We start from the raw sequence: 19,434 nt of genomic DNA on the forward strand, positions 1-19,434 counted from the left end.
TGCCGCGAAGTGACAAGTAGCTGAACCTCCTGCCCGCCTGTAACGATGCCTTCCCGCTCGGCGTACGACTGTCCACAGTACGTGCGCGGGAAGCCGCCCTTGAGCGAGCTCTCGCCCCGCTGGAAGCCGATTACGACGTAATCATCGTCGACTGCCCGCCCAGCCCCGGCCTCAGCATGGATGCCGCCGCCTACTACGGCCGACGCCGTGACGGTGAGAAGCCCGGTCAATCCGGTGCCCTGATCGTTGTCCAGGCCGAAGACAGCTCCGCAGACGCCTACGAACTACTCACCACCCAGATCGACGACCTCCGCGGCGACCTCTCGGTCAACATTGACTACCTCGGCATCGTCGTCAACCTCTATGACTCCCGCCGCGGCTACATCGCCACCTCGTCACTCCAGAGATGGGTCGACATAAAGGATCCACGGGTCGTCGCACTCATCGGCGACCTCAAGGAACAGAAGGAAGCCGTCCGAGTGAAGCAGCCCCTGCTGTCCTACGCGCCCAAATCGCAGCAGGCCGTCGGCATGCGAGCACTGGCCAGGGAGGTCTTGTGAGCAAGTCTGACCAGCTGGGCACCGGCCGCTTCGGCGGAGGAGTACGCCCGGTCAGCGCACGCCGCCAGGCCGTGGCCGCTGCCACCGGTGTCCCCACCGAAGGCGTCGCAGCCCCCACGGAACTTCCCGTCCACCGCATCAGCCTCAACCCCGACACCCCCGCTCCACGCTCGGAGATCACAGCGACCTCGCCGGCAGCCTGAAGACCACGGGCAGAAGCAGGCCATCACGGTGATGAACCGTGACGCCTACATCAAAGCCAACCCAAGCCAGGAAGCCGCACTCGAGCCGGACACCACCCACGTCGTGGTTGACGGCAGCAGCCGCCTCGCCGCCGCTCGCGAAGCCGGACTTGCCACGATCAAGGTGATGGTCAGCGACGGCCAGGGAGCCACATCCGAGGAACTCTTCGAGTCCGCCCTCGTCGCCAACATCCACCGGCAAGACCTCGAGGAGACACGCACAGCCAAGGCCCAGCACGTGCAGCCCGCAGACGGACGCGCGGACCGCTCGGAGCCGGGTCGCGCTGGTGATTACGCCGTAATCACCAGCAAGCCGGAGTCGGACCTTCACCGGCAGTGGAGAAACAGGTGGCCGTGCACCAGTCTCCCGTCCCTGCAGCGACGATCACGGCGGACCAGTCGCCTGCCAAGGGGGCAGGGGAAGCCACGCCATCTGTCCCCGTACAAACCACCGCCCAGGTGACGGCTGACGCAGGAAACAAGCAGCCGAAGATGTTCCCCTACGAGGACGGCTGGATCGCGGCACAACTCCTGATTCGCAAGATGTCGCCAGACGAGTTCAACAAGATGCTGCACATGCTTATCAAGCACAGGGACAGCCAGGCCGTAGCCGCCAACTGAAACCCGTGTCGCTGCCATTTGGGAGCATGACCGACTCAACCAGACGCGCCTCTGCTGGCCATCCCACCACAGGGTCGGCCCCATGCTGAGGGGCCGACCCTTCGTCGTCCCCAGTCACAACCGCACTGCGAGATCCGACTGCAGGGCGGAGCGTCTTCGGCTCTCGGGGGAGCGGTACGCATGCGCGCGCCTTGACGGTGGAGTGGTCTGCTGTCGCGCAGTATTTGCACGGCCCGTCCGGCGGGCAGGGGAATGCGTTCGGCGCCCGCCGGACGGGAGTAGCCGTGAAGTCCCGGTGAACCCTCCCGCCCCACGGGATCGGGTCTTTTCCGCAGGTCAGAGCCGGTGTTCGCTACCGGGATGATCAGTGTTGCGCAAGTGCAGAGGCGGAACGTGTGGCGGTACTACGTGCGTGGGGTGGCCTTCGGAGACGGTCGCCGTCAGGTCGGCCAGTCGTTGAAGGACGCTCAGGAGAAGGCCGGGCTCCCGCCCGGGGTGTGAATGGGGCGCGGCCTGTCCGCGCTCGGGCTCACCGCCGGGGAAACGGTGACGCAGCGGCAGATGGAGCTGCTGTACGGGCAGGGCCGGCACCCGGACGCCGACCGGATCGAGCACGAGCTCCTGGACGACGGCGCCGACCTGGATGAGGCACGGCTGGCGACCTTCCTCGGGCAGCCGGCCGAAGAGATCGAGAAGCGCGGGCAGACCCCGCTGTTCGCGCTTGACTTCGTGTTCCGGCCGCAGGCGTCCCTGATCGTGCTGTGGGCGCTGGCTGACGACCACACCCGGCAGGTCATCGAGCGGGCCCACGAGCGGGCCATCGACACCGTGCTGCGCTGGCTGGAGGACGAGGTCGCGGAGACCCGGTGGTCCTCCGGCCGCAAGCGGGCAAAGGCCCCGGCCCTGGTCATCGCGCGCTACCGGCACATCGACAACCGCGACGGCTACCCCCTACTTCACGATCACTGCCCTGATCGCCAACCGGGCGCAGCGCCCGGACGGCTCCTGGTACGCGCTGGACACCGTCCGCCTCCTCCAGAACGTCGTGGCCGGCGGGACGCTCTACACGCTCACGATGACCACGGAGGTATGCGAGGAACTGGGGCTGGCGACCGTGCCCCGGGAGGTGACGCCGGGACTGCGCCCGGTCATGGAGATAGCCGGCGTCGACCAGGAGCTCATCGACTGGTCCTCCACCCGCCGCGCGCAGATCGGCCCGGCGCTGGAGCGCCTCACCGACCAGTACGCCGCCAAGCACGGGCGTCTGCCGACGAACGTGCCCGCCACGGACTCGGCTGGTGGGCGGCGCAGGACACCCGCCGGGAGAAGAAGACCCCCGAGCCGCTGGAGCAGCTGCGCGCGTGGTGGCGCACCTCCGCGATCCTCAACTTCGGCAAGCAGATAGTCGACGGACTGCTGGAGCGGTGCCGCGCGGCCGGGAAGGCGATCCGGGACCGGGTGGACCCGTGGGCGGACATCGCTCTCGCCGCCATCGACGTCGCTGCGGTCGTCTTTACGGTGCGCCGCTCCTTCGCCCGCCGCCACGTCCTGGCCGAAGCCCGCCGGCACCTCCTGGAGACCCTGCGCGGCCGTGCGTTCACGCGCGGTTGGACGACTACATCGCCGACCGCGCCCTGTCCCAGCACTCCCGACAGCTCACCGTTTCCCGGCCCGGCCGCCGTGCCCCGGCCCCCGACCAGCTCACGTACACCGCCGACTTCGCCTGGCGCCACCGGTGTTGGATCGCTGGCACCAGCGGCAAGCCACCCAGGGAGTCGAGCAGGTACGAAGGGCCCGGGTCGCCAGCCTTGCCCTGCAGAACGCGATCCGCGACGCCCGCATCGCACCCGCCGTACGGGACGAAGCGCCGGCCGCCACCGTATCGACCACCGCACGCATCGCATCGACGACCACGACCAGGCGGCCCCGCACGCCGTCGACCACCCGGACCGGGACGCCGCTCGAACTCGGACGCAGCAGGCCGCCGCTGTCCAGGTTCATCAGCAGGCCGCGATGCCGGAGGAGTACCTGGACGGCCGTACGACCGATCCGGCGACGTGGCTGCAAACACCGCGGAACCTCGCCCGGCTGGCCGCCATCACGAAGGCCGCCGAAGCCCGTGGCCGCACCATCGCCGACGGACCGCAGCAGAAGCGCGCGGCCGCCGACCCGAGGAGCCAGCAGCACGGCCAGCAGCCCACACCCGGCCAGGGCCTCCGGCCCTGACACCCGGGCCGGCCACCGCCGGGTGCGGGGTCAGGACAGCGGGGACCGTCTGGCGGGACCGGGCACGAAGTCACCGCGCCAGCTGCCGGGACGCGACCGGCGGCCCAAGCCTGGAGCCGTTCGGGAGGGGCGAGGTACAGGGGACCAGCACCCGAGTACGGAGGCCCGCATGGTTGCCCCGATCCCGCTCCTCTCCCCCGAGCTCTTGAAGCGCCTGGAGCGGCTCGCCGACGCGTCCCGGCAGCGCGCGGCGCTGTACCCGTCGCCGAAGCCGCCATCGGTCCGGCGCCGCTCACGGCAGTACCCGGGAGGTCGGCCGAACCCGTGGCGGACCGCGCGCCTGCGCCGACGCCGCACCTGACCCGGGCAAGCCACGGCGACCGACCACGCGGGCAAGCCCAGGGCGGTGCTGGGCAAGCCCGCGTTGTCGGTGGCGGCTGCAACGCTGATCGTCATGAACGGAGATGAGCAGCTGCTGAACGGACGCGTCTACGGCCACGACCACGACGACCCCAACCCCGGCCCACTCCCACACCGGACCTACGCCGAACTGGTCGGCGGGCCACTGGACGGCCTCCTGCTGGACATCCACGGGTGGCGGACCGAAGAAGTCGACGACGGCGCGGCCCTGGCCACCGAGCTCGGGCGGTTCCCCGGCGGCCGGTCGCTGTACGACCCGCGCCCTGGCGAGCCCCGCTCACCGGGCCCGGGTGTGAGCTGCCGCTTCTACTACTCCGGTGACACGCCCTGACCACAGCCCCGACCATCGGCCCAACCACGGAAGGTCGCCCATGAGCCGGCTGCCGACGCGGACCCGCCTGCGACACCTGTGGTGTCTCGGTCAGCTTTCCAGGGTGCGGCGTGGGCCGGGAGCGCGCATGCGGGACGCCGGGGCCGTTCGTAGTCGGGTGGTGCTCGGGGCAATCACGCAGGTCTACCGATGCCCCGCACCATATGGTCAGGCGCTATTTCTTTCGGATTGGTCACCGTTCCGGTCAACGTGCAGAGCGCGACCGAAGATCACAGCATCCACTTCCACCAATACCACCTCGAGGATCAGGGTTCTCTGGGGTTCCCCGTCGTGCGCGAGACGAGTGGAGACCGGTTTTCGCAGCTCAGCGCCGGTATAGGCGACGGTATCTTGCGCAACATGTGTGGCGCTAGTGCCGCATCACACGACGTTCGTCCGCTCCTCGTCCTCCGACGCTGAGGTGGCTGCGGTCAGTCGGTCAGTGATCTCTTCTGCGGTCAGCACGAGGGCGAAGCCTTTGCGTAGGACAGCGAGTTCGGGCTCTTGTCGGGACTCGTCGTCGGTGGCCGTGACGTCGGATCCGAAGACAACCTTGTAGCCGCGTTCGTATGCCTGTCGGGCCGTGGTGCCACAGCAGTAGTTGGTGAGCGTTCCCGTGATGACGACCGTGTCGCGGCCGAGGTTACGCAGCATCGTGTCGAGCGGGGTGTCGTAGAACGCTCCGTAGGAGGGCTTGCGGATCACGGCTTCATCGGGATGGCGGCCCATCGGGGCCCACACCTCGGCAGGGCCCGGTCGGCGCCACTTGGTGTCGGCATGCGGGAGGAACCGCAAGGCGTACGGCCGGTCCAGTCCGAGATGGGTGTCGTCGAAGATGGTCCAGATCACCGGGACGGAGGCGGCCCGGCATTCTTCGACTAGCTGACGCAGACGAGGTGCCATCCGGGTGGCCGCGGGCACCCAGTAGGGACTCCAGCCGGGCCGGACAAATTCGTCTTGCATGTCGATGACCAGCAGCGCCGCTCGTTCGGGCCGCACGTCGAACGATGCCCGGCCGTGCTCGTAGGCGCTGCGTGCCCGCTCGGTGACCCATTCCTCGGTGTATGTCATCCCCCGCCTCCTACATCGCTTCGAGGTACCTCGTTTCGATGTGGGAGGATAGCAGCATGCTCGAACTCGCGATCCTGGGATTCCTGGCTGAAGGGCCGCTGCACGGCTATCAACTGCGGCATCGGATAGCGCGCTTGTTTGGTCATGCCCGGCCGGTCAGCGACGGCAGCCTCTACCCGGCGATCACCCGGCTAGTCAGTGCCGGGCTGCTCGATCGGCGGACCGAACCGGGTTCCTCGGCCGCTCAGCGGCACACCCTGAGTTTGACCGAGGCCGGCCACTGCGAGTTGCTGCGCCGACTACGCGATGCCAACGGCCTGGACATCAGCGACAGCACCCGGTACTTCACGGTCCTGGCCTTCCTCTCCCACCTGCCCGACACCGCCGATCAGCACGCGGTACTGCGCCGACGGCTGGAATTCCTGGAACAGCCCGCGAGCTTCTTCCACGACGGTGACCGCCCATTGGGCGCCGAAGACATCGCCGATCCCTACCGGCGCGGCATGCTCACCATCGCCCGAGCCACCAGCCGCGCCGAAAGGTCCTGGCTCCGGGAGATGTTGTCCTGAGGCTGGCAGGTCACGGGCGGAGTCGGGCCAGGAGCACGGCGACAGCAGCCGTGCTGAGGAAGACATCTCTGCTGACGACGGCTCTCAACTCCTACCCGTGTCAACTGCGCTGGTTGAGCGCCCGGGTTAGGTCCCGGTTGGCTGCCCGCGCGGCATCGAGATCAGACCGGGCTTCCTCCAGCGCGGAGGTTAGCTCGACGTTCTGCTGCTCCAGCCTGGTGATCTTGCGCTGGAGTTCGTCGATGTCGACTGGAGCACCGAGCCCCGACTCCTGCCAGACCTGAGCGCCCAGTGCTTGCGAGAGCCGCTTCTCCAGCTGCTGAAGGCGGGTGGCGAGGCGCGTGTTGCGGGCCTCGGCATTGGCAAGGTCGGCTTGCAACGAGGCCCGGCTCACCGGAGATCCCGCGGCTGGGTCCTGGGCTGCTGGCTCGAGTTCGGCGGCGTGGACCAGGGCGAGCAGGTCGCGGTGACGGTAGAGGAACGTGCGGCCCACGCCGGCTTCACGGGCGATGGCCGAGACGCTGATCGGAGCGCCGTTCTTGGCGGCGGTCTTTATCGCGGCGACCACTCGCTGGCGGCGACGCTCGGAGTTGGCCTGACGGCCGTCTTGCATGGCGGAGGTCATGGCAGTCTCCAGGGCCGGACATCGGGCATGGGCAGGGCTATTCGCGGCATCCCGAGCATCACCGTGCGGCCGCGACGGACCACGGCGACGGCTTCCTCGATCTGGGAACGCTCCTCGGGTGAGAGGTCGTCGAGGTCGGCTTTGACCCGGTTGATCAGACGTCGGACTCGGCGGATCTCCTCCGCGGAGGGCATCGCCTCGCTCCGGGCCCAGTCGTCAGCCTCGAATGCCGACATCAGCCGCTCCCGGCTGCGAAGCGGGTCATCGAGGTATCGCTCGAGACCGGGAGGTAGGAGACGTCGGTGCGGAAGTGGTCGCAGCCGACGCAGCGAAAGCGGATCGGGCAGCTCTGCCCGCCGGCCGCGACGTTGTGCGGCTCCAGGCAGATGCCGTAGGCCGTGGCGACCTCGCCGATGGCCCTGCGCACGTGCTCGGAGTCGAGCAGCCCCTGGGCCTTGCGCCAGACGCGGGTGCCATGGCGGTCGAACTGCAGGGCGGTGACCCGGTTGACCGCTTCGCGCCGCCGTTCCTGGCTGACCCGGTACGGCTGATGCAACAACCCGCCGCAGAGCTACACCCCCCAAGAACGGGTTCCAGCAGGTCAACATAGCCCCCACCTGCAACGACACACCACGCAGGGTGTCCCCCAGAGAACATGGGGCGTGTCCGCTACCGCAAGGTGTGTGAGCTGGAAGATCGCGAGGTCGACCAGTCCGAGATCGGCAAGGGCTACGAGCTGACCCGTGACCGGGTCATTCCGATCACGGATGAGGAACTGAGCAACCTCCCCTTGCCGACGGCGAAGGCGATCGAGATCGACGCCTTCGTGGCACTGGAGGACATCGACCCGATCCGTATGGGCGCAGGCTACTACCTCGCCGCCGGCGGACAGGTCGCCGCGAAGCCGTACAAGCTCCTCGTCGAAGCGCTGCGCCGCTCCAGCAGGGTGGCCATCGCGAAGTACGCGTGGAGCGGCCGCGAGAGGCTGGGCATGCTCCGGGCCCGTGGCGACGCCCTGGTCCTGCAGGAACTGCTGTGGCCCGACGAAATCCGCGACCCCACCGAGCTGCTCCCGTCACCGACCGAGGTGTCCGAGGACGAGATCGAAAGCGCACTGGCCCTCATGGACACCATGACCATCGACGCGCTCGAGGGCGAGGAGTTCACCGACCGTTACACCGAGGCGATCGCCCAGATCATCGAGGCCAAACGCGAGGAGGAGCCGCTCCCCGAAGCGCCCGAGCCGGAGCAGCCGGCCCAGGTCCTGGATCTGATGGCTGCGCTGAATGAGTCGGTGCAGAAGGCCAAGGCCTCCCGCACGGGGAGCGCGGCCCGGCGCAGGTGCACGAGCTGCCGGAGCCGAAGAAGAAGACCGCCGCGAAGAAGCAGCCGGTCAAGAAGACCGCGGCGAAGAAGACGGCCGCCAAGAAGACGACGAGCCGCCGCCCGCGCAGCGCCTGACCGCGCTGACGCTAGTCCAGGATGCCGAGTGCGTTGTCCGGTCGGCAGTGGACGCATGCCGGTACCTTCCGTCGCAGTGCGTCGAGCGCCTGCTGCCGGGTCGCCGGGCGGCACCGTCCGCTCTTGGCCGCCGCCCAGCAGCTGCCGGTGTACACGGCATCCACGTTCTGGCGTTTGAGCCCGAACCGGATCAGCCATTCCGGCTCCGCAGGTCGGCGCTCCTCGCCCTGCCGCCGCTCACGCTCGCGCCGTTCCTCGTCGGCGATCCATCGGTCGATCAGGGCCAGCTGCCGCGTGGTCTGCTGCTCGATGACGCGGCGGGCGAACCGCAGCATGGCGAGGCGGGTCGGCGGGGAATCGTCGTGCACTTGGGTGTTCCTCCGCGCTGAGCTGGCACTTTCGCCTTGCACTAGAGATCGAACAAGCGCTCTAATCTCAGTATGCACCGTGTAGAGCACCTCACCGACACCTTGTGACTGAGCGCCGTAGTGGGCCAGGCTGGCCAACTACGGCGCTCAGATCAGGTACGGCTCGGCCGGGGGTTTTACGCCGGCATAAGCCCGGTAACTGGGGCAAGCACACCCAGCACAGGATCCAGGGCCCGCGTAACCTGCCCCAGCTTGTTGAGCTGGTTGAGCTTGCCCAAGTCGATGGGGTTCTCAGCTGCCTGAGCAGGAAGAGAAGTCAGTGCGAGGCCAGCAACGGCAAGCGCCGTGGTGACAACCATTTTGCGCGCGTTCGTCATACCTGATTAACGATCGCAGCCGCCCCTGGACACCTCGCGGACAGCTGAATCCGTGGTCAACTGCGGCGCTCGCTGGCCAACTGCGACGCTCAGTCACAGGAGGGCGTCGAGGCGGCTGTCCCGTGCCACTGGATCTTGACCGTTTGCCATCGGACTTTGACGGATGCGAGTTTGTGTCATCGGAGTTTGATCATCGCAGGTCAGCGACTCAGCGCACCGAAGGTGCGCTGAGTCGCTGACCTGCACTTATGTGCAGTTCCTCGTAAACGTCTAGGTCAGAGCCTTGCGATCGTCATGCAGGCTGCTCGATTTGTGGGGACGGGGGGGTCAGGAAGGCTTGACCGCCGAGACCGGGGTGACGGTCACCTTGTTGTCGCACTCGGCCCACACCCCGTCGTTCAGGGCGACCTGGTGCTTCCCGGAGTGCGGCAGCCCGATGACCATCGTCGGATACGTCACCGGGTCCTTGCCCGACACGCAGTAGCCGTCGGCCTCTCCCTGGACCTGGACGAAGGTCAGCTTCACCCACGCCTTGCCGTGCGGCCGGACCGTCACGGTGGCCGCCCTGCCGGTGGGGGTGACCTTGAGCGGGGTGTTGTGGGCGGGGGAGCCGTTGCCGGCGCCCGCGACCGTCGGATGGCCCTTCAGGACGCACGTCCTCCGGGAGACGTTGGTGAACTGCACGACCGCCGCCCCGGTCCCGGTCCCGACGGGCCGGTGGACGGCCTGCCAGGCGCTGACCTGGAGGGCGGAGGCCGGGCAGACGGGCGGCGGGGTGGAGGTGGTGGTGCTCGCCGCCATGGCGGTGCCGGGCAGGATGCCGGTCACCGCCGCCGCGACGGCCGTGACCGCCGTCGTCGCCAGAGCCGCCCTGCGAATGCCGTTGCTGTGACGCATGCTGTCGTCCCCCTGAGTCGTCTCGTCCGCGGGTTTCGGTCGTCGGTTGTTGCCCCGCGGTACGCGTGGTCGTGGTACGTGAGTGCAGACAGGGCGGGAGAGCGGCAGGGTTCCGTGCGGCGACTACTTGTGACGGAACGGTGACGACAGGCTGCACCCGTGCGGTGCCCGAGGTGCAGGGGGTGACCGACGCCTGGTGGCGGGGCGAGGACTTGCTCATCGCCGTGTACCGGGGCGAGGCCGTGGGCCTTGAAGCACCGCAGTCCCTCGAAGCACACGTCTACGGCGGGCTCGACGAGTGGGGCCTCCACGGCGGCTGACTCGTGGCGCCGAATCTGAGCACCTACTTGGCCGGATGGCACCAACTACAGCGCTCAGTCACACTTGCTGTGACTGAGCGCGCAAGTGGTCACCGTTCGCCAGATAGGCCCTCAAGGCCTCAGAGAGGCCATGAGGACTCTCCGGGCGCTCCGGCCCTTCTGAGTACGAGACTGAGTAGGGCGACGGTGCCGTCGGCCTGGGTGGCGGTGTTCGGATGGCTTCATGACGCCGACTCCTTCCGCCGCTCCCGCGGCGACCGCTTTCCGCCGGTTCAGGGCCCTGGAGCTGTCCGCTGCCGGGGCCGTTGTGGTGTTCCTGCTCGTGGGGTCCGTCACGGGCTGCTCCGCCATGGCGGGTCCAGTCCGTACCGAGGCGCAGTTCCTGGAGCACGTACGCGACACGGAGGCCGCCGGCGAGGACACAGTTCTCTTCCTGGGTTCGGATCCGGAGTCCGTGATCCTGGGAAAGTCCACGGACAGCGCATCCTGCGTGGACGACCTCGGTGTCGACCGGGGTGACACCCAACGGGATCAGCCGTCCGTCTCCTGGGCCCCGGATTTCAAGCACGGCGACGCCGGATATCGCGCGGCGGTCGCCGAACTTCGCAGGCGGTGGTCCGAGCGCGGATGGAAGGTGACGACGAAGCCGGGGACCGACCCGGTCACCGACAAGGTGACCGACCTGCAAGAGATCCACACGACCGACGACCACGGTGTCGCGCTGTCGCTGAGCCCCGGCCGGCGTACCGGCGAGGGACTGGTCGTCGCCGACGGTGGCTGCGTCCGCCACGACGGCTACTGGGACGCATACGCCTGGAGCAGCTCCTGATGGACCCGACCACTCCGGTGATGGAAGTCGCCCGTCTTCGCGCTGACGGTGTGCGGCGCGCCAGCTGGTGACCCTGTCCGCACAGGGTGGGCAGCTGGTGCTGTGCATGGAAGTCGTACACCCAGGCCAAGTGCCCTGCTCAGTCACACCAGGAGCGCATCCTGCGCTGCATCCGGCAGGCCATCGCCGACCACGGTGAGGCGCCGACGGTGTAGGAGACTGGGGGATGCGGTCGGCATGCGCAGCCGGGCCAGCGTCCATTACCAGCTGGTCGAGTTGGAGACGAAGCAGGCGATTGTCCGCACGCCGGGCCGGGCGAGAGGGATCCGGCTCGCATGACCAGTCCGGGCCGCTACCACCTGCTGCTCGTGGCCGAGCGGCCGGTGCAGCACGGCTGGTGGTGGAACGAGGACGTGGCCCGCGACAAGTTCCGCGACTGGGTCGGCCTGTATGGGGGCGCCATGCCCGGAGCCCGGGTCACCCTGTCGAACGAGGACAGCGGCGTCGTCCTGGACGCATGGCCCGACCAGCGGTAGCCCGCCCCTGCTCGCGGCGGCCGGGGCCGGCGTCTTGTCGTTCAGCGGTGTTCGGTGGGGTCGGGCCCGTCGTCGGGCGGGGGAGTCCAGTCGTCCGCCCTACCCCGCCGCTCCCGCAGCCGATCCTTCCGGGTCTCCGGTGCCTCAAGCCACCGTTGTGACGTGCCCTTCGGCGGCGGGTAAGGCCAGCAGGCCCGTTCAACACTGGTGATGTGCAGCAGGCGGCCCTGCCCGGCGTACCGCATCAGCAGCCGGTCGGGCGGCGGCGGGAGATGGTTCCCGGTGCGCTTCAGGGAACCGTTCTCGGCCAGCCACCACCTCAGCCAGCCGTAGGCAGCCGAGGAGTACAACGGCATCAGGGCCGGGACGTTGTCTTCGGCGGTGACCTCGAACTGGTAGCCGCGGCGTACAGGATGGTCCTCGGTGAGCATGGCCACCACGCATCGTTCCAGCTCGCATGCCGACGTGATCAGGCATCCGGGCAGGCGCCACATGAGCTGGTCCACGTCCAGGCCGGCTGGGCCGAGCGCCCGCATCACGACCACCGGCGCGTCCTGGGCGGGCAGGATGCCGTGGTCACGGACACCGAGGCGCTCCACGGTCACCTGGCACGGTCCCGGGCGGAGGTAGACCAGCCGAGTCCAGACGTCCGGCTCGATGACGCCGGCGAAGGGATCCGCGAAGGCGCCGACGGGATGGGTCGTGAGGGTCACGCGCAGGACACCGTCCGGCCCGGGAGCCGACTCGGCCACGACCTCCACCGCGCAGTGCGGCCCGTACGGGAAGCGGGGCTCCGGCAGCTCGTACGGGGGCGATGTCATGGCAAGCAGCATGTCATTCAACGAGCCGGTGCGGCACCGGAGTCCGGCGCCCACAGCCCGGCCAGGGCGGGTCAGTACTCCACGTCCCCGGTGACCGCGGCGGTCACCACCGGGCACACCACCGACAGACGCGCCCACGCCGGCAGCAGCCCGCTCCACAGGTCGCCTCGCTCGGCCTGCGCCTCCCAGTGGCGGGCCTCGTTGAACCGCCAGATGACGGCGGCCTCTTCGGCTGAGGTTTTATGAACGAGGCCGATCTGCGGGAGACCAAAGCCGGAACCGGCGAGCTTGTCGGCGGCGAGCTCCGCGCGCCTGCTCTACCTCGCCGTCGACCACCACGGTCGGGCGGCCTTGCTCGGATTCCGGTCTGCGAGAGCGGTCCACGACAACTGCTTCTCACCTCCTGCTGGCGTCCTGTCAGGGGTGTCGGCTGTTGGCCAGTCGGCGGATGACGGCTGCCTGGGCCTCGACTTTGTTCTTGATGGCGGCCAGGGCTGAGCGGTTCTCTGTGATGGCCGCCTTTTGGTAGTCGGATTCGACGGCGTACCAGACGCCGGCGAGATTGGTGTCTTTCTTGCATGCGGTGTCGGCCACGGCACGGGAGATCTCTTCAGCACTCGGCGTGGGGGAACGGATCGAGGCCAGGCCGGCGGTGACCTGAAGAGGGGACCGCACCTCATAGCCATGTGACTTCATGCAAGAAGCCCAGGCGTGGAATACGGTGGTCACCCGGGAGTCATGCATCGAGTCCGCGAAACTCTTCCGCTTGATCCGCGATACCAGCCCGCCCGGCTCGGATCCTGGGCCCTGCGGGCTGGCGGAGGAACTTTCCAGCCGGCGGTACGCCTCGCCTGCACAGCCCCCCGGCGGCACCGTGCGCTCACCGGAGGGTGTCTGTACGACCTTGTGTGCTGTGGACGCGGCACCCAGCAGGACAAGTCTGGCGGCCGGTGGGTAGTCCATGAGTTTCTTGCCGGTTGCGGTCGCTCCGCGGGAGCGGGTACCGGGAGTCTGACGTGGTCGGTGGTAACCCCACGTGCGAGCCTCGGCATCGTCCGTCAGGCCGTACCTGCGATAGAGGATCGTATAGCCCAGCACGGCCGTGCTGTTGCGCCCGGGCAGCGGGGCCACGGGATAGTCGAAGCCGAAACGCTGCATGCAGTCGCCGAGCAGCAAGTGGCTCAGGTGGTCGTACTCGACGGTCTCGTATGGGGTCAGCATGTACGTTTCGACGGGAAGGTGAAGCCTGGCGGTGTCGAAGACCACGGGCGTAGCGGTGGGTGGCTCGTAATGGTGTTCCTGGGACGCCGAGCAGGCGCTGAGGACTCCCAGGGCGACCAGTGCGGCCGGCACTGTCTTCCAGCCGAGGCCAGGGGCACGTGTCACAGCAACTCCCTGAGGTGGAGGTAGAAGCGGTAGCGGTGGGGTGCCGCGTCAGCGCGGCACCCCACCGGTCGAGATCAGCCCTCGCCCCTGCCGGGGCAGTAGGTCGAGTCCCAGACCGCGATCGAGGCCTCGTCGTTGCTTAGCTGGCCCAGATTGCCGCCCCTCCAGTGGCTCAGGACGTCGTAGTTCCCGCTGGTGAACTGGTAGTTGTTGAAGTTGGGATACTCCCAGATCCCGACATTGCAGTCGGAGGCATCCTCGGCGGATTCGGCGTTGTTGCGGATGACCTGACCGCTCCCCGCGCCGTCGTTGCTCGGGAAGCGATAGTTGCCGAGGTCATGGACGTTGGCATCAGCGTGCGGGTAACCCCAGCCGGCCCCCTGAGCGCCCGTGTGGTAGTACAGGCAGAACCAGTTGACGGTGTTGCAACGCTCCGTCGGCCAGCTGGAGATGTTCACTCCTCCAGCGTGCGCGGGAAACGCCGACATACCGAGGGCCAGGATTGCCGCACCGGAGACGCCGATGCGTGCAGCCTGCTTCTTCCACTCCACGTGATGGTCCTTCCTGGTCGAGGTGTACGAGTGGCCACGCACCAGGGTTTCGAGCCGACGCGTTGTTGCGCACCCTCGTTCCACGGCATGCAACAAAAACTCCAGGTGCTCCGGCACGTGGTGAATTGACCGAAAACCACAGGTCATCATGGTTGTAGCGGATTGACGATCACGCTTAGGTTGGGTCCGCCACGTTGCGCCGATGGGGGAGGCGAGGCAGGGATGGGCCGTCGTGAACGCCAACTGAACCCGGCGGCTGGCCCGGTTCAGTCGTTCGCTTTCGAGTTGCGCAAACTGCGTCGGGAAGCGGGCGGGCTGACATATCGGGCCCTGGCGCAGCGCACGTCGTATTCGGCGGCCACGCTGTCACGGGCGGCGTCAGGGGAGCAGCTGCCGTCACGTGAGGTCGCGCTGGCCTATGCGCAAGCGTGCGGCGCGGACGCCCAGGAGTGGGAACAACGCTGGCGTGCGGCGGCCCGGGAGGTGGCCGCCGAGCCTCTTCACGGGGACGACGCGTCGTCGCCATACCTGGGTCTGGCCCGCTTTGAGACAGGCGACCGGGACTTGTTCTTCGGCCGGGACCAACTCGCCGCCCAGCTCGCCGCGCAGGTGTATGCCCACCGTCTGGTCGCGATGGTGGGGGCTTCCGGCAGCGGCAAATCCTCTCTGCTGCGTGCAGGGCTGATCCCTCTCCTGCGGAGCGAGGCAGCCACGAACCGGCGGCCGGCGGCTATCCGCATCCTCACCCCCGGTCCCCGGCCCCTGTCCGCCATTGCCACCGTGATGAGAGCGAGCGATGAGCGCGGGGACTCGGTCATTGTGGTCGATCAGTTCGAGGAGCTGTTCACCCTCTGTGCCGACCCCGCTGAGCGACACGCCTGTCTGGACCTGCTGCTGACCGCGACGAACCCGGAGAACAAGGTGCGGGTCGTGATCGCGGTACGCGCGGACTTCATCGGCCACTGCGCCGACCACTATGCCTGGGCTGCGGCACTGCGCGACGCCACCCTGCTCGTCGGGCCAATGAGCCCCACCGAACTACGCCAGGCGATCGTCAGGCCCGCGGCTGCCGCCGGCCTGATCGTCGAGCGGGACCTGACCGCACGGATCATTGAGGACGTTCGTGGGAAGTCCGGTGGCTTGCCATTGATGTCCCACGCTCTGCTGGAGACATGGCGCCGGCGCCAGGGGCGCAGCCTCACTCTGGCGGCCTACGAAGCCACCGGAGGCGTCGCGGGTGCTCTCGCCCAGACCGCGGAGCGGTTCTACACCCGCCTGTCCCCCCACGAGGCCCGGTCAGCCCGGCGCATCCTCCTCCGGCTAATCACTCCTGGGGAGGACACGCAGGACACGTGCAGGCCTGTGCCGTCCGAGGAACTGGACGCGGACAACGCGGACGGCTCCGCCGCCACCGGTGAGGTTCTGGAGCGCCTGGTCAAGGCCCGGCTTGTGACGCTCGACAAGCAGACGGTCAACCTCGCACACGAAGCCCTCATCGCGGCCTGGCCGCGGCTGCGCGCCTGGATCGACAATGCCCGGGACCGCCTGCGTGTCCACCGCCAGCTCACTGAAGCCGCCCGAGCCTGGGAGGCCCTCGATCGCGACGGAGGCGCCCTGTATCGCGGTGCCCGCCTCACGGCCGCCGAGGAAGCCTTTGCTGCGCGGTCCAAGGATCTGACCCAACTGGAGCGGGAGTTCCTCCAGGCCAGTTCGGTCGCCTGCCATCGAGAGCGGCAGGCAGCCGCTCGGGCACGGCGGCGGTTGCGCGCTCTCACGGCCTTGGTGTCAGCGCTGGTAGCCCTAGCGGTGGTCGCCGGTGTGAGCGCGTGGCAACTTGACCGAACGCGTGAACGCCAGTCTCTCCGGGCCGCCGCGCGGAGAGCTGCAACCATGGCCGGCAACATGCGACTTTCCGACCCGCAACGAGCCATTCAGCTCAGCCTCGCTGCGTACAAGGTCGCTGACACTCTCGAGTCTCGCTCTGCGTTGCTCAGCGCACTCGGGCAAAGGGAGCAAGACAAATTGGAAGTTCCAAGTTCCGAAGCGGCCATCTTTCTCAGTGACGACGGGCGCACGGTGACTAGTGCAGGGGGGCAGCAGGTCCGCCGGTGGAACGTCCCGACTCACCAGGAACTGCCTCGGCGTAGGGTCCCGGGCAGCACTGGTGCGGAGGTGCTTACGGTCAGCGGTGATGGGAACACACTGGCGCTTCGTCAGCGCGACGGGAGCATGCTTCTTTGGGACATCACGGCACAGCGAGTGCGCGGGCGACTGCCCTTTGCGGGGACCCGCATGGTTGGCTTCAGCACGCATGAAATGGCAGTCTTCGGTACGAGTGGGCGCACCCTGGTAACCATCTCGGCTGACGGCGGCAACGTGAGGCTGTGGGACACGGTTCATCAACGCCTCCTCTTTGCGCACCACCTCTCCCGTCCCGTTCAGCCCAACGACCACCCGCCGGTGGCGGTAAGCCCTGACGACCGTTTTGTTGCCTGGTGCCAAGGTGGCGGACCGGTCCATCTGTGGGACGTGCAACATCACCGCGAGGTAATGCTTCACAGCCCGTCGATTAGGCTTGCCGCCCCATGTCAGCAAGGTGATCCAAACCCGCTCACCACCCCCGGTCGCGTATTGGTGACTCCCACCGGTGTTCTCCAGTTCAGTCCTGACAGCCGCACACTCGCCGGAATCGACGGTACAGGCGCAGATCAGTGGGATACCTCTTCCGGGCGACCAAACAGCTTCCTCCGTGACGATCCTGCAATAATCGGCAACAGGCCTGGCGAGGTCGAGCCCACACCTTTACGGGAGGTGAAATAAAGCCAGAATGGAGAGTTCGTTTCTGGTATGAGCAGGGACAAGATTGTATTATGGCGCGTCGGTCGCCCATCGAATCCGGTATGGACCTATCCGCTCAACAATGATGTGAGCGTTTCTCCGACTTTTGATACCGCGGAAGATAGCCTTCGCTATCTTGACTACGGCAGTCCTTCAGGGCCAGTCATACGAACCCTTAACCTAAACTACCTCCTCACAGACGCATGGCATCAACAAGAGAACGCCGAGGTGGCACTCAGTCTCAATGGCAGAGCTTCCGCCGTACTCCCGAAGGGAAGCCACACGGCCGAAATCGAAGTCAATGACCCGAAAGGCGGCATAGTTAGGAGCACAATAGCCGACCTTCCATACATGGACGGTCCAGAGGACTACCATACGCACCCACTAATGTCCTTCGATGCAACGGGCACGCTGCTCGCCTATGGCGTCGCCCTCAGAGGGACGCACGCACCACCAGACCACGTGGCCATCTGGGACACCGCGCGCCGCCACGTCATATGCACCATCCGCGGTTCGGTAAGCTCAAGTGTTACTGCGCTCACACTCAGCCCCGATGGAACGCGCCTGGCCGTTCTTACCAGCGCGGCACGTACAGAAATCAGCATCTGGCATATTCCCGACTGTAAACGCATCATCACCGTGCATGGAAACAAACAAGCACCCCTCGTATTCAGTCATGATGGAACACGCCTCTATGCAGGAGTCCCGAGCAGCGTACGTCCTATCTCCTCAGCCAACTCCGGTCAATTTATTGACGTCATCAACACGGAATCAGGTATAACTGAGCGGAAACGACTGGGCCAGGGTGCCGACTGGTCCCTGTCGGTCAGCCCCGATGGGCGCTACATGGCTGTAGGTGACTTAGCAGGGTGGATTACTCTGTGGGACGGCTCGGGCACCGTCCAACTTGGCGTTCTGCCTGGCCCTCTGCCACGCGGTGATTCCCAAGACACCTTCGTCACAATGGGTTTCTCCCACGACGGCCGCACTCTTGCCGTCGGTGGTCAGCAAGGCCGTCTCCAATTATGGGACACTGCTTCTCGCCAACTTGTAGCTGTGCTGCCCACGCCTGGAGATGCCATCTCATCTGTGGCGTTCAGCACCGATGACCTCACCTTTTATGCTGCAGGCAGCAATACGCACACCTGGGCTTACTCCCTTGACGCTCGACATATCACTGAGCGCGTCTGTCAGCGCACAAGCTCACTATCCCGAACGAACTGGCGTATGTATCTTCCCGATGCTCCCTATCGAGCAATTTGCTGAGACCGTGCTATACAGGCAACGACCAGCATCGACGGATAATCGGCTTGTTGGATATCTTGCGACGGGGCCAATCTGAACTGGGCACCCGCTGGGTATGCGATCAGAGCAAGTGTCGCTGAGGCGGGGGTGGTTGGTGTGTGGGGTGGTGTGTGAGCTGGGGTGTTGGTGATGGGTTGATAACTGGGTCTGTGGGGTGTGGGCTCTCTGACTTGGGGTTGTGTGGGTTGCAGTGGGAGTGTCCGGGGTGTTGTGGGGAGCTTCTGCGTCTAGGGGCTTGGCGCGTGTTTTGCCTGTTCAGGGCTGTTTAGCCTGGTCAGTGGGGGGTGTTGCCCTGTAGCGGTTTTCTTGATCGGTTGTGCATTGTCGTCGGGTTGGGTGCACGGTTCAGGGAGGGCGAGGATGCGGTTAGAGGTGCGGGTTGATTCGGCTGCTGAGGCGCCCCGAAGTTTCCGGACAGTGGTCCCACTACGATGGGTCTGTTCGGAAAGGGAAGCTGGTTGTCGCAGAAACGCAGGAACTTCACTCCCGAGTATCGGGAAGAGGCCGTGAAGATGGTGATCGAGACGTCGCGTCCCATCGCCCAGGTAGCCCGGGAACTCGGTCTTGTCGAAGGAACGCTCGGGAATTGGGTCAACGCCTACCGCCGTGAGCACGCGGGAGAGGAGGCGCCCCTCACGGTGGATGAACGGGCACGGCTCCGCGAGCAGGAACGCGAACTGAGGGAACTGCGACAAAAGGTCGCCTTCCTGGAAAAAGTCGCCGCGTACTTTGCCAGGGATCCTCGGTGAGCGACAGGTTCGAGTTCATCGATGCCGAGTGCGCGACATCCACCACGAACACCGCACAGCTACCGTCGGTTGCGAAGATGTGTGACTGGCTGGAAGTGTCCCGCTCCGGATTCTACGAATGGCGGAGCCGGCCGCTTTCGGCGACGGCACGGCGACGCGAGGACCTGAAATTGCTGATCACCAAGTCATTCGAGGAATCTGACGGCACCTACGGCTACCGGCGCGTCCACGCCGACCTCACTGCCTGGGGCGTGGCCTGCGGGCCCGAACTCGTGCGTGACCTCATGCGGGA

General features: G+C 66.9%; 24 protein-coding genes and 3 pseudogenes. 17 read left to right on the forward strand and 10 right to left on the reverse strand.

The features are described 5' to 3' along the window. Positions 1-20 precede the first annotated feature (20 nt). Both ACZ7GZ_RS37400 and ACZ7GZ_RS37405 read left to right on the forward strand, forming a co-directional pair. Positions 21-560 (forward strand): annotated as a pseudogene (locus ACZ7GZ_RS37400) (ParA family protein); the annotation flags it as partial. After that, positions 557-763 (forward strand): hypothetical protein, encoded by a 207-nt coding sequence (locus tag ACZ7GZ_RS37405; RefSeq protein WP_471031445.1) that lies wholly within the window; start codon positions 557-559, stop codon positions 761-763. The pseudogene ACZ7GZ_RS37400 and the gene ACZ7GZ_RS37405, both read left to right, overlap by 4 nt. Here the strand turns inward: ACZ7GZ_RS37405 and ACZ7GZ_RS37410 are convergent. Then, positions 738-1,133, reverse strand: coding sequence for a hypothetical protein (locus ACZ7GZ_RS37410; RefSeq protein ID WP_471031446.1), 396 nt, complete (start codon positions 1,131-1,133; stop codon positions 738-740). The genes ACZ7GZ_RS37405 and ACZ7GZ_RS37410 overlap by 26 nt on opposite strands. A gap of 17 nt (positions 1,134-1,150) precedes the next feature. Here ACZ7GZ_RS37410 and ACZ7GZ_RS37415 point away from each other — a divergent pair, with 17 nt between their 5' ends. The 5 genes and pseudogenes from ACZ7GZ_RS37415 (at position 1,151) to ACZ7GZ_RS37435 (ending at position 4,400) form a co-directional block, all read left to right on the forward strand. Beyond that, on the forward strand, positions 1,151-1,423 hold the full coding sequence (locus ACZ7GZ_RS37415; RefSeq protein ID WP_471031449.1) for a hypothetical protein: 273 nt from the start codon (positions 1,151-1,153) through the stop codon (positions 1,421-1,423). Positions 1,424-1,984: 561 nt separating this feature from the next. Then, positions 1,985-2,329 (forward strand): annotated as a pseudogene (locus tag ACZ7GZ_RS37420) (relaxase domain-containing protein); the annotation flags it as partial. Between the two features lie 109 nt (positions 2,330-2,438). Continuing rightward, positions 2,439-2,828 (forward strand): relaxase domain-containing protein, encoded by a 390-nt coding sequence (locus tag ACZ7GZ_RS37425; RefSeq protein ID WP_471031496.1) that lies wholly within the window; start codon positions 2,439-2,441, stop codon positions 2,826-2,828. Positions 2,829-3,818: 990 nt separating this feature from the next. Next, positions 3,819-4,010 carry a hypothetical protein gene (locus ACZ7GZ_RS37430; protein ID WP_471031451.1) on the forward strand — a complete coding sequence of 64 codons (192 nt, stop codon included), beginning with the start codon at positions 3,819-3,821 and terminating at the stop codon, positions 4,008-4,010. A 93-nt stretch (positions 4,011-4,103) separates the two neighbouring features. Next, positions 4,104-4,400, forward strand: a complete 297-nt coding sequence (locus ACZ7GZ_RS37435; protein WP_471031454.1) for a hypothetical protein — start codon at positions 4,104-4,106, stop codon at positions 4,398-4,400. A 420-nt stretch (positions 4,401-4,820) separates the two neighbouring features. On the opposite strand, the gene ACZ7GZ_RS37440 is transcribed toward ACZ7GZ_RS37435, so the two are convergent. Further along, complete coding sequence (locus ACZ7GZ_RS37440) at positions 4,821-5,510, reverse strand: cysteine hydrolase family protein (protein WP_471031456.1); 690 nt, start codon at positions 5,508-5,510, stop codon at positions 4,821-4,823. A 56-nt stretch (positions 5,511-5,566) separates the two neighbouring features. On the opposite strand from ACZ7GZ_RS37440, the gene ACZ7GZ_RS37445 reads away from it, so the two are divergent. Further along, positions 5,567-6,079 (forward strand): PadR family transcriptional regulator, encoded by a 513-nt coding sequence (locus ACZ7GZ_RS37445; RefSeq protein ID WP_471031458.1) that lies wholly within the window; start codon positions 5,567-5,569, stop codon positions 6,077-6,079. A gap of 100 nt (positions 6,080-6,179) precedes the next feature. Here ACZ7GZ_RS37445 and ACZ7GZ_RS37450 read toward each other — a convergent pair whose 3' ends face one another. Genes ACZ7GZ_RS37450 through ACZ7GZ_RS37460 form a run of 3 tightly spaced genes read right to left on the reverse strand, consistent with a single transcriptional unit; the run spans position 6,180 to position 7,260 of the window. Beyond that, positions 6,180-6,704: a DUF6262 family protein gene (locus ACZ7GZ_RS37450; protein WP_471031461.1), complete on the reverse strand. Its 525-nt coding sequence runs from the start codon at positions 6,702-6,704 to the stop codon at positions 6,180-6,182. Continuing rightward, complete coding sequence (locus ACZ7GZ_RS37455; RefSeq protein ID WP_471031464.1) at positions 6,701-6,940, reverse strand: hypothetical protein; 240 nt, start codon at positions 6,938-6,940, stop codon at positions 6,701-6,703. The genes ACZ7GZ_RS37450 and ACZ7GZ_RS37455 overlap by 4 nt, the downstream gene beginning before the upstream one ends. Next, positions 6,940-7,260, reverse strand: coding sequence for a hypothetical protein (locus tag ACZ7GZ_RS37460; protein ID WP_471031466.1), 321 nt, complete (start codon positions 7,258-7,260; stop codon positions 6,940-6,942). The genes ACZ7GZ_RS37455 and ACZ7GZ_RS37460 overlap by 1 nt, the downstream gene beginning before the upstream one ends. A 99-nt stretch (positions 7,261-7,359) precedes the next feature. Between ACZ7GZ_RS37460 and ku the strand changes: the two are divergent. Further along, positions 7,360-7,941, forward strand: a pseudogene (gene ku, locus ACZ7GZ_RS37465) (non-homologous end joining protein Ku); the annotation flags it as partial. Positions 7,942-8,176: 235 nt separating this feature from the next. Here ku and ACZ7GZ_RS37470 read toward each other — a convergent pair. Next, positions 8,177-8,533, reverse strand: coding sequence for a DUF6233 domain-containing protein (locus ACZ7GZ_RS37470; protein WP_471031469.1), 357 nt, complete (start codon positions 8,531-8,533; stop codon positions 8,177-8,179). Positions 8,534-9,237: 704 nt separating this feature from the next. Next, positions 9,238-9,807: a DUF4232 domain-containing protein gene (locus tag ACZ7GZ_RS37475; protein ID WP_471031471.1), complete on the reverse strand. Its 570-nt coding sequence runs from the start codon at positions 9,805-9,807 to the stop codon at positions 9,238-9,240. 182 nt (positions 9,808-9,989) lie between these two features. Here ACZ7GZ_RS37475 and ACZ7GZ_RS37480 point away from each other — a divergent pair, with 182 nt between their 5' ends. From ACZ7GZ_RS37480 to ACZ7GZ_RS37495, 4 genes are all read left to right on the forward strand, one after another. Further along, complete coding sequence (locus ACZ7GZ_RS37480; RefSeq protein WP_471031499.1) at positions 9,990-10,127, forward strand: hypothetical protein; 138 nt, start codon at positions 9,990-9,992, stop codon at positions 10,125-10,127. A 223-nt stretch (positions 10,128-10,350) separates the two neighbouring features. Then, positions 10,351-10,956 carry a hypothetical protein gene (locus tag ACZ7GZ_RS37485; RefSeq protein ID WP_471031473.1) on the forward strand — a complete coding sequence of 202 codons (606 nt, stop codon included), beginning with the start codon at positions 10,351-10,353 and terminating at the stop codon, positions 10,954-10,956. 237 nt (positions 10,957-11,193) lie between these two features. Continuing rightward, positions 11,194-11,295, forward strand: coding sequence for a hypothetical protein (locus ACZ7GZ_RS37490; RefSeq protein WP_471031475.1), 102 nt, complete (start codon positions 11,194-11,196; stop codon positions 11,293-11,295). Further along, positions 11,292-11,492 carry a hypothetical protein gene (locus ACZ7GZ_RS37495; RefSeq protein ID WP_471031477.1) on the forward strand — a complete coding sequence of 67 codons (201 nt, stop codon included), beginning with the start codon at positions 11,292-11,294 and terminating at the stop codon, positions 11,490-11,492. The genes ACZ7GZ_RS37490 and ACZ7GZ_RS37495 overlap by 4 nt, the downstream gene beginning before the upstream one ends. Before the next feature lie 41 nt (positions 11,493-11,533). Here the strand turns inward: ACZ7GZ_RS37495 and ACZ7GZ_RS37500 are convergent, their stop codons facing one another. The 3 genes from ACZ7GZ_RS37500 to ACZ7GZ_RS37510 form a co-directional block, all read right to left on the reverse strand. Then, positions 11,534-12,313 carry a hypothetical protein gene (locus ACZ7GZ_RS37500; RefSeq protein WP_471031479.1) on the reverse strand — a complete coding sequence of 260 codons (780 nt, stop codon included), beginning with the start codon at positions 12,311-12,313 and terminating at the stop codon, positions 11,534-11,536. 417 nt (positions 12,314-12,730) lie between these two features. Continuing rightward, a complete protein-coding gene (locus ACZ7GZ_RS37505; protein ID WP_471031480.1) occupies positions 12,731-13,699 on the reverse strand; it encodes a hypothetical protein in 969 nt (322 codons plus the stop codon). 74 nt (positions 13,700-13,773) lie between these two features. Then, positions 13,774-14,250 (reverse strand): hypothetical protein, encoded by a 477-nt coding sequence (locus ACZ7GZ_RS37510; protein ID WP_471031482.1) that lies wholly within the window; start codon positions 14,248-14,250, stop codon positions 13,774-13,776. Between the two features lie 222 nt (positions 14,251-14,472). Between ACZ7GZ_RS37510 and ACZ7GZ_RS37515 the strand changes: the two genes are divergently transcribed. The 4 genes from ACZ7GZ_RS37515 to ACZ7GZ_RS37530 all read left to right on the forward strand — a co-directional run. Next, a complete protein-coding gene (locus ACZ7GZ_RS37515; protein ID WP_471031483.1) occupies positions 14,473-17,070 on the forward strand; it encodes an nSTAND1 domain-containing NTPase in 2,598 nt (865 codons plus the stop codon). A gap of 27 nt (positions 17,071-17,097) precedes the next feature. Further along, complete coding sequence (locus tag ACZ7GZ_RS37520; protein WP_471031485.1) at positions 17,098-18,354, forward strand: WD40 repeat domain-containing protein; 1,257 nt, start codon at positions 17,098-17,100, stop codon at positions 18,352-18,354. 470 nt (positions 18,355-18,824) lie between these two features. After that, positions 18,825-19,142, forward strand: coding sequence for a transposase (locus ACZ7GZ_RS37525; RefSeq protein ID WP_471031487.1), 318 nt, complete (start codon positions 18,825-18,827; stop codon positions 19,140-19,142). Next, the coding region (locus ACZ7GZ_RS37530) for an IS3 family transposase (RefSeq protein ID WP_471031490.1) at positions 19,139-19,434 on the forward strand (296 nt) is incomplete at its 3' end. The genes ACZ7GZ_RS37525 and ACZ7GZ_RS37530, both read left to right, overlap by 4 nt.

It is taken from the genome of Streptomyces sp. NPDC037288 (assembly GCF_055603265.1).

Excerpts from the sequence above, each read along its gene's own strand:
- ACZ7GZ_RS37430 (WP_471031451.1), top strand. The coding sequence starts at position 3,819 with ATGGTTGCCCCGATCCCGCTCCTCTCCCCCGAGCTCTTGAAGCGCCTG.
- ACZ7GZ_RS37515 (WP_471031483.1), top strand. The coding sequence starts at position 14,473 with ATGGGCCGTCGTGAACGCCAACTGAACCCGGCGGCTGGCCCGGTTCAG.
- ACZ7GZ_RS37495 (WP_471031477.1), top strand. The coding sequence starts at position 11,292 with ATGACCAGTCCGGGCCGCTACCACCTGCTGCTCGTGGCCGAGCGGCCG.
- ACZ7GZ_RS37520 (WP_471031485.1), top strand. The coding sequence starts at position 17,098 with ATGAGCAGGGACAAGATTGTATTATGGCGCGTCGGTCGCCCATCGAAT.
- ACZ7GZ_RS37440 (WP_471031456.1), bottom strand. The coding sequence starts at position 5,510 with ATGACATACACCGAGGAATGGGTCACCGAGCGGGCACGCAGCGCCTAC.
- ACZ7GZ_RS37445 (WP_471031458.1), top strand. The coding sequence starts at position 5,567 with ATGCTCGAACTCGCGATCCTGGGATTCCTGGCTGAAGGGCCGCTGCAC.
- ACZ7GZ_RS37485 (WP_471031473.1), top strand. The coding sequence starts at position 10,351 with ATGACGCCGACTCCTTCCGCCGCTCCCGCGGCGACCGCTTTCCGCCGG.
- ACZ7GZ_RS37500 (WP_471031479.1), bottom strand. The coding sequence starts at position 12,313 with ATGACATCGCCCCCGTACGAGCTGCCGGAGCCCCGCTTCCCGTACGGG.
- ACZ7GZ_RS37525 (WP_471031487.1), top strand. The coding sequence starts at position 18,825 with ATGGGTCTGTTCGGAAAGGGAAGCTGGTTGTCGCAGAAACGCAGGAAC.
- ACZ7GZ_RS37475 (WP_471031471.1), bottom strand. The coding sequence starts at position 9,807 with ATGCGTCACAGCAACGGCATTCGCAGGGCGGCTCTGGCGACGACGGCG.
- ACZ7GZ_RS37450 (WP_471031461.1), bottom strand. The coding sequence starts at position 6,704 with ATGACCTCCGCCATGCAAGACGGCCGTCAGGCCAACTCCGAGCGTCGC.
- ACZ7GZ_RS37490 (WP_471031475.1), top strand. The coding sequence starts at position 11,194 with ATGCGCAGCCGGGCCAGCGTCCATTACCAGCTGGTCGAGTTGGAGACG.
- ACZ7GZ_RS37435 (WP_471031454.1), top strand. The coding sequence starts at position 4,104 with ATGAACGGAGATGAGCAGCTGCTGAACGGACGCGTCTACGGCCACGAC.
- ACZ7GZ_RS37455 (WP_471031464.1), bottom strand. The coding sequence starts at position 6,940 with ATGTCGGCATTCGAGGCTGACGACTGGGCCCGGAGCGAGGCGATGCCC.